Below are 8,126 nucleotides of genomic sequence, written 5' to 3' on the forward strand. Positions count from 1 at the left end.
CAGGCAGCGGCCTGCCCCGGTACACATCGACCTGAGGAGTGAACATGGCAGCAACACGTTCAGCAAACGCAGTATGGAACGGCAACCTGACGGAAGGTGCCGGCACCACCAGCCTGGCCACCTCGGGCCTGGGCACGTTCGATGTCACCTGGAAGGCCCGCACTGAAGCGGCCAACGGCAAGACCAGCCCGGAGGAACTCATCGCCGCAGCCCACGCCGCGTGCTTCTCCATGGCCTTCAGCAACGAGCTCGACAAGGCGGGCCACACACCGGAGGAAGTCCGTACCAAGGCAGACGTGACGTTTGTTCCCGGCACGGGAATCACCGGCAGCCACCTCACCATGTCAGCGAGGGTCCCCGGCATTTCCGAGGAGGAGTTCCAGAAGATCGCGGGCGAGGCCAAGGTGGGCTGCCCCGTGTCCGGCGCCCTGGCCAGCATCGACATCACCCTGGATGCGACCCTGGAGTCCTGATCCGGCAAGAGTAAAAAAGCCCTGCCTGGCCATTCCGGCCAGGCAGGGCTTTCTGCTGCGCTGCGGGTTATTGCTGATGCGGGTTATTGCTGATGGGGCTTCTGCTGCCGGGGCTACTTCCCCTGGCGGCGTGCCGGCAGCGGAGCGGGACGCAGCCGGCGGTAGCCTTCGCGGGCTGGCGGACGGTCGGTGGGCAGTTCCTGGATCATTTCCTTCAGCGCGCCGATGCCGTATTCCAGCTGGGGGTCCCGGCCCGCGGCGTAGGCATGGGGCGGGAACGTGACCTCGATGTCCGGGTCCACACCGTAGTTCTCCACGCTCCAGCCCACTCCGCCGCCGAACCAGGTGGCGTACCGCGGCTGCGTCACGCCGGTGCCGTCGGCCAGGGCGAAGCGGTTGTCGATGCCCACAACCCCGCCCCAGGTGCGCGTTCCGATGACCGGTCCGATCCCCCTCAGCTTGGACACCTGCGTAATGATGTCCCCGTCTGAGCCGGCAAACTCATCGGCAAGGATAATCACCGGGCCGCGCGGCGCATGGTGGGGGTATGTCCGCGGCTTTTCCCCGCGGGGCATGCTCCAGCCCGTGACCTTGCGTCCAATGAGCTCTGCCACCAGCTGCGAGGTGTGCCCGCCGCGGTTGCGCCGGACATCGACGATCAGTCCGTCCAGGGCAGTTTCGGTGTCAAGGTCCCGGTGCAGCTGTGCCCAGCCGTTCGCCATCATGTCCGGGATGTGGAGGTAGCCGAACGTGCCCGCCGACGCTTCACGGACGGTGCGCCGGTTCGAGGCCACCCATTCCTGGTACCGGAGGCGCTCCTCGTCTTTGACGGGCACGACGGCGACGCGGCGCTGGGTGCCCGCTGCGGCTCCGTGCGCAGCACCGTTCAGGAGGGTCAGCTCGACGGCGCGCCCTGCGGCTCCGACAAGCTGCATGGCCGGGGTGACGCTTTCCGAGAGCGGCACGCCGTCGATGGCGAGCAGGATGTCCCCCGCCTTGCCGCCGACGCCGGGCCGGGTCAGGGGCGATGTCGCCAACGGGTCGGAGGACTCGCCGGCAAGTATCCGTGTGATTTCCCATCCGGCGGACGTGTAGGCCAGGTCGGCCCCCAGCCTGCCCTGGCCGTGGCTGCCGTTCTCCGTGACAAGTGCCGGCCGGACGTAGGCGTGCGAGGTTCCCAGTTCGCCGTGCAGTTCCCACAGGAGGTCCACCAGGTCATCGTGGGAGCCCAGGCGCTCCACCAGGGGACGGTAGCGCTTGTGGATGGATTCCCAGTCCTGGCCGGCCATGTCCTCGGTCCAGAAGAAGTCGCGCTGCAGCCGCCACGCCTCGTCGAAGGCCTGGCCCCACACACTGAGCGGTTCCATCATGACCCGGATCCGGCCGAGGTCAACCTTGACCAGCTTCCCGGATTCCTCATCCGCCTTGGCATCGGCGGGAACCACGGTGACCTGCTTGTCGGAGACCAGCACCACCTTGCTGCGGTCCCCTGACAGGCGGTAGCTGTCCAGCGCGTCCACCAGTGTGGTCTGCTTGCGCCGTCCAAGGTCGAACCGGACCAGGCTGGGCCGGGCGTCCTTGTCGTCCTGGCTGGCCTTGCCGTCGCCGGTGACCCCGGCGAGGGCCCAGTCGAGCCACAGCAGGGCTCCCTCAGTTGCCTTCAGGGAGGTGTAGTTCCCCTGCGGCACGGGAACGGTGATGACCCGGTGCGCCAGTCCCTCGGCGTCCACCCGGACGTCCGGTGCTGATGTTTCCCCGTCCGGGCCCTGTCCGCCTCCCCCTGCGGCTGCAGCTTCCCCCGCTTCGGAGTCCACCGCGGGACCAAAGGGCGACGGCGTGTCCGCCGAGAGTGCCACAAGGTACGGCTTGATGGGGCTGGGAAAGGAGAGGTCGAAGGAGTGTCCGTCGTACACCGGGTCGAAGCTGCGGTTCGACAGGAACGCCAGGAACTTCCCGTCCGGGGTAAAGGCCGGGGATTTGTCTCCGAAGCGGCCGTCCGTGACATCCACCGGGACGGATCCCGGCTTTGCCACGTTGGCCATCCGCAGCCGGCTGCGGGAACCGAAGGACGTGACCGGCTCTGACCAGACGAGCCACTGGGAGTCCGCCGACCACGAGAGGTCGGCAACCGTGCCCTCGCCAATGCTGGACACCAGCGTCAGTTCACCTGTGCGGGTGTCCGCCACATAAACCTCGCCGAAGGACGTGCCGAGGGCGAGCCGTTGCCCGTCAGGACTGGCTTCCAGGGCGCTGGCCCGCGACGGACGGGGAAAGTTGATGCGGGTTGCAGCCGGAAGCGCCTGTGCTTCGGCGGCGGAGGTGCCGGCTTCAGGAGCAACGTCGGCCTGCTCATCCGAGGCGTGGGCAGGCACGGCGTTCCCGGCCAGCGCGGGGTTCCCGGCCAGCGCGGCAGCACCGGCAGCGGGGACCGGCTGCGGCAGGACCACGGCTTCTTCTTTTCCTGCGGCCACCGGCGCAGGAACGTCCGCCGTGCTGGGGGCTGCGGCGGCGCCCGGGGCCGCGCTCCTGTCTGTGCCGGCAATCCCGGCAATCCCGGCATGTGGCACCGGAGCCGCGATGTCCTTGATGTACAACGCCTCCACATTGTCGTGGTCGGCAAGGTAGGCGATCCGGCCGTCCCCCAGGGGCCGGGGCAGGCGGGCGCGGACACCCGGCGTCGCCTCGATAATGCGGGATGGTCCGTCCTTGTGGCGCAGCCAATGGATGGTGCCATGTGCTTCTATCGCACTGGCGGAGCCGGTCGTGTCAGGTACTGCCGCACCGAGGTGCCTGGCGGTCTTGAGCAGGGCAGGACGCCTGGACTGCGAGGCGGAGCCAAGGGTGATGTCCAGCCGAACGGCGTCGGAGCCGAGATCGTGCAGTACCCACAGCTCGCCGGCTGATTCGAAAATGACGCGTTGGCCGTCGGTGGCGGCATGCCGGACGTAGAAGTCCTCGTGGTCCGTGTGCCGGCGCAGGTCCTTTCCATTGGGAAGGACCGAATACAGGTTGCCGTAGCCTTCGTGGTCCGAAAGGAAGGCGATCCGGCCGTCCACCCACATGGGATCGGCGAGGTTGCCGTCAAGCTCCGGCACAAGGCGTTCAAACTCTCCGTTGCCGTCGGCGTCGATCCACAGCTTTCCCGCGGTGCCGCCGCGATAGCGTTTCCACCAGGCGGGTTCGCGGGACAGCACGCTGCCCACCACCACGGGCCGTTCGTCACCCACCTCCGGGCCAAAGGCCACGGACTCAACCGGCCCGTACGGGAGTTCCTCGGCCCAGCCGCCTTCCAGCGGGACGCTGTAGGCGTGTGTGTGCCTGCTTTCGGCCTGGCGGAACGCGCTGGTGACCACCACTGAACCGCTGGCAGTGAAACCCTTGACCCGCGTTGTGCTGTGGCCGAAGAAGGTCAGCTGACGGTACCCGCCGCCGTCGACTTCTGCCGATACCACTTCCGGCGCCGTTCCCTGGACCACCGTCCACACCAGGCGCTTCCCATCGGGGGTGAAGCGGGGGTTGCGGGCGGGCAGTTGGAGTGCCGAGACGCGCCAGGCGCGGCCGCCGCCCAGGGGCGCGATCCACACGTCGTCCTCGGCCACGAAGGTGACCAGATCGCCGTGCAGATGCGGGAAACGGAAGTAGCTGGAAAAGGTCATCGTTCGATCATAGTCAACCCTCCTGCGGCCTGTCGGGAGGTGCCGCAGGCGCTGTGGCGTGGTGAGATGGACCATGCGCATCGTCATGGCCGGCGCCTCCGGGCTCCTCGGCACTTCCATGTCAGAAACCTTCACCAAGGCGGGTCACGACGTCGTGTCCCTGGTCAGGGGGGACCCCGCCTCCGCGTCCGAGGTCAGGTGGGATCCCGCGGCCGGTGACCTTGATCCCCAGGCGCTGGCCGGGGCGGACGCCGTGGTCAACCTTTCCGGCGCCGGCATCGGGGACCGGCCCTGGACCCGCAAACGGGTGGAAAAGTTGTTCAGCTCGCGGGTTGGTGCAACGCGGACCCTGACACATGCGATGCGGCAGTTGGATACCCCGCCGGCTGCCTTTATCAGCCAGTCCGGCTCGAACTACTACGGCGACGCCGGCAACACCGTAATACGGGAGTCTGCTCCGCCGGGTTCGGGAACCTTGTCGCGGATCTGCGTTGAGTGGGAGGACGCAGCCCGTTCGGCTCCGGACGGGGTGCGGGTAGTTACGACGCGGACAGGCGTTGTCCTCAGCCGTTCGGGCGGGGCGCTGGGCAGGCTGCTCCCCCTGATCCGGCTGGGCCTGGGCGGGCCACTGGGGAGCGGCCGGCAGTACTGGCCCTGGGTCACCCTGCCGGACGTATCAGCGGCATACCTCTTTCTGCTCGAGTCACGGGTCAGCGGGCCAGTGAACCTCTGCGCTCCCGAGCAGGCTGACGTGGGCACCCTTGTGGGGGAAATTGCCCATGCACTGCACCGGCCCGCAGCCCTGCGTGTTCCCGCCTTTGTGCTGCGGCTGCTGATGCGTGATCTGGCGGAGGAACTCCTGCTTTCCAGCCAGCGCATGGAGCCCGCGGTGCTTCTGGAGGCCGGATTCGTGTGGCAGCATCCCACGGTGGCACAGGCCGCCCAGTGGGTTTCCGGCAAGGACTAGGTAGGCCGAGGCTCCGCCGCGCACGTTTCGCGGGAGGTGGCCTGTGCAAGCGGACGCGGCATAGGCAAAGCAGCACGGCGGGCGGAAGCGGTAAAGGGGACGGACCAGGGCAGACCGAAAGGGCACGGGACGACCGGTCCCACGGAAACCGGACCGGACCCGCGAGGATCAGTCCCTTGGAAATATCTCGCTGATGCGCCACGTGCCGTCCACGGCCACGAGGACCAGACGGAGCTGGCGGCTGGTGGTGGCCGGGCCCGCCCCGACGACGGATCCCCCTGCATCCTTCTCCTCATATGCGGAGGAACTGGAGTGCACTTGCACCAGGGCGCGGGCGGCAGTGGCTCCGTCCTCCATATGTAGCTCGGCAAGGGTGCTGGAAAACCCGGCGAGGACGTGGCCGGAGCTGCGAAGCCGTTCGGATGTCCGCCCATCGGCTGCAGCTGCCGGCGAGCCTTCCGCATTCACCTCGTCGAGCAGCCCGAGATCTCCCGTGCTGAACGCCAGGTCCCGCAGGGCAGCGAGGCCCTGGACAGCCTGGAGGGGGTCCGACGCCCGCGCCTGCTGCCTGGCCGCAGCCACAGGGCCGCCACTGTTGCCGCCCCCGCTGTTTTTCACTGCTCCTTGTTCGCTTCCCCCGCTCTCGGTGGGGGTGCCGGAGATGGCCTGCGCTGTTTCGCTCGCCGCAGTTTCACGTGCTGCACTTTCATGTGCCGCAGTCCCACCCGCCGGAGTATCTGGCCCCTGTCCGCCGTCTGGTTCCTGACCAACGACGGGCTCCCGGGCAGTGGCGGACTCCGGCGCGGGAGCTGGTCCGGCCGGCAGTTCTGCTGCCCCTGCAAGCCACCATGCCACGGCCGCCACCACCACGGCGGCCGCAGGGAGGAGGCCGCGCAACAGTGGCGCGCGGCGCTGCAGGGGCGAGCGGCGCCGTCCCCTGCTGGGGTGAGCTGGGCCGGGTTGTGCCGTGCCGGCATCTGCTGGGCTGGATCGTGCCGCGCCGGCATCTGCTGTGTCAACATCTGCTGCGCCAACATCTGCCGGGCCAGCTTGCGCACTGCCAACGTCCGCTCGGCCGGCATGCTTCCCGCCGGAAGGGCGGCGTTCGTTCACGGGCTGTGGGAACGGCATGCGCGGCCCGGAAAAGGACAGGCCGGAGAAGGACAGGCCGGACCACCTGGCAGTGGCGATCCACCTGCCTGCAGCCTTGTACTTTTCCACAGCTGCCCTCGGCCGGGACGTCGCCGGGTCCTGCCGGCGGGTCAACAGCTCCGGCATCACCGTGGGATGGACGGAGGCCGCGAGGTCCAGTGGCCGGGGCGACGCGCTGCGGTAGACGGCCGTTGCCAGCGCCGCGGCGGTGGGCCGCGCACGCCGGTCCTCGTTCAGGCCTGCTTCCAGTGCAGCGGCCAGCTCCCGCGGAACGTCCGGGACCAGGAGCGGCAGCGGCGGCCGGCCCGCGGTCCTGGGCGGAGCCTGGCCGGTGAGGCAGAACCAGCCCAGCGCCGCCGTCGCGTAGACATCCCTTTCGGGCTGCAGCCCACGCACGGCGTCCACCGGTGACGGGTCCACGAAGCCGGGTGTTCCTGACGCTGCAGCACAGCCGGGGTCACCCAGCATCCGCGCGATGCCGACGTCGGACAGCAAGGGCTTGCCCTGTCCGGTGAACAGGACGTTTCCCGGCGAGACGTCCGCATGGGTGAATCCCTTGCTGTGCAGGTATCCCAGCGCTTGTGCGATGGGTGTCAGCACCGTCACCGTTTCGCCAACGCTCAACTTTCCGCGGCTGGCCACCAGGCCGGCCAGGGACCCACCCGGCGCATAATCCATCACCAGGGCCGTGCCGCCTTCCGGCTGTCCTGGAAACCGGACGGCGTCATATGCCTTGACCAGGTGCTGGTGGTCCAGGACCGACAGGATGCGGATCTCGCGCCGGACCGCTTCCTCAGTCAGCGGTTCACCTCCGGCTGGGCCGCCCTTGCCGGGATGGAAGCACTTGAGGGCAAAGTTCCGGCCGGTCCGGTTCTCCCTGGCCAGCCAGACCGTCGCGCTCCCTCCGCGGCCCAGCATGCGTCCCAAGGCGAAGCCTGGCACCCCGGGCGGCACCTCGGGCACCTGCGAAATTTCCATACGACATGTCTAGCCGAATCCTCTTCGCCGTGCAGAAGTTATCCACAGGCTTCACGGCAGCGCCCGGCCACGCTGGGAGCTGCCGTGTGATGTGCCTCCGGCAGGCGGGTGAGCTTCAACACTAAACCGGGCACGGGACGCCGCGGCGTCTAAGCTGGATGCCATGACTCTTGAGTTTTCACAGCTGGGTCTTGCTCCCGAATTTGTCGACTACACGCGTAGCTGGCAGATCCAGAGCGAACTCCACGACAAAGTGGTCGCGGGGGTGGCCCCCAGCACTGTCCTCCTCCTGGAACACGCGGCGGTCTACACCGCCGGCAAACGGACCGAAGATCATGAACGGCCCTTCGACGGCACGCCGGTGGTCCCCGTGGACCGGGGCGGAAAACTGACCTGGCACGGTCCCGGCCAGCTGGTGGGATACCCCATCATCAAACTGAAGAACCGGGCAGGCATCCGCGACTACGTGGAACGCCTGGAAGCCGTGATCATCGCGGTGCTGGCCGATTACGGCATCACCGCAGTCCGCATCAAGGGCAGGGCCGGTGTCTGGATCACCGCGGACAGCAAGGGCCCGGACCGGAAGATCGCCGCCATCGGCATCCGGGTGCATGAGGGCGTCACCATGCACGGGTTCGCCATCAACTGCAACAACGACCTCGCGCCCTATTCCCAGATCATCGCCTGCGGCATCACTGATGCCGGCGTGACAACCATCGCCCAGGAAACGGGCTATGACGTCGCCCCGGCTGACCTCGTGTCCCGCATTACTGAAGAACTGCGCAAGAATGAAGACGCCCTGGTCGCTACCCCCGAAGGAGCACTACTGTGACATTGGCACCTGAAGGCCGGAAGCTTTTGCGCGTTGAACAGCGCAATTCTGCTGTTCCGGTGGAGCGT

The 8,126-nt window shown here is 68.0% G+C and carries 5 protein-coding genes; 3 read left to right on the forward strand and 2 right to left on the reverse strand.

Annotated features, from left to right (window positions below; genetic code table 11):
• Positions 1–44: 44 nt before the first annotated feature.
• The gene (locus tag IEX43_RS16915) at positions 45–473 is read left to right on the forward strand and encodes an OsmC family protein (RefSeq protein WP_104187558.1); all 429 of its coding nucleotides are present in this window, start codon (positions 45–47) and stop codon (positions 471–473) included.
• Positions 474–586: 113 nt separating this feature from the next.
• On the opposite strand, the gene IEX43_RS16920 is transcribed toward IEX43_RS16915, so the two are convergent.
• A complete protein-coding gene (locus IEX43_RS16920) occupies positions 587–4,129 on the reverse strand; it encodes a S41 family peptidase (protein ID WP_188812844.1) in 3,543 nt (1,180 codons plus the stop codon).
• Between the two features lie 73 nt (positions 4,130–4,202).
• Here IEX43_RS16920 and IEX43_RS16925 point away from each other — a divergent pair, with 73 nt between their 5' ends.
• Entirely contained in the window at positions 4,203–5,096 is an 894-nt protein-coding gene (locus tag IEX43_RS16925; RefSeq protein ID WP_188812865.1) for a TIGR01777 family oxidoreductase, read from the forward strand.
• 168 nt (positions 5,097–5,264) lie between these two features.
• Here IEX43_RS16925 and IEX43_RS16930 read toward each other — a convergent pair whose 3' ends face one another.
• Positions 5,265–7,226: a serine/threonine-protein kinase gene (locus tag IEX43_RS16930; protein WP_188812846.1), complete on the reverse strand. Its 1,962-nt coding sequence runs from the start codon at positions 7,224–7,226 to the stop codon at positions 5,265–5,267.
• 163 nt (positions 7,227–7,389) lie between these two features.
• On the opposite strand from IEX43_RS16930, the gene lipB reads away from it, so the two are divergent.
• Positions 7,390–8,058: a lipoyl(octanoyl) transferase LipB gene (gene lipB, locus IEX43_RS16935; protein WP_229666511.1), complete on the forward strand. Its 669-nt coding sequence runs from the start codon at positions 7,390–7,392 to the stop codon at positions 8,056–8,058.
• The last annotated feature ends 68 nt before the right edge of the window (positions 8,059–8,126 follow it).

The sequence above is a fragment of the Pseudarthrobacter polychromogenes genome (assembly GCF_014644495.1).
In the GTDB taxonomy this organism is placed as follows: domain Bacteria; phylum Actinomycetota; class Actinomycetes; order Actinomycetales; family Micrococcaceae; genus Arthrobacter; species Arthrobacter polychromogenes.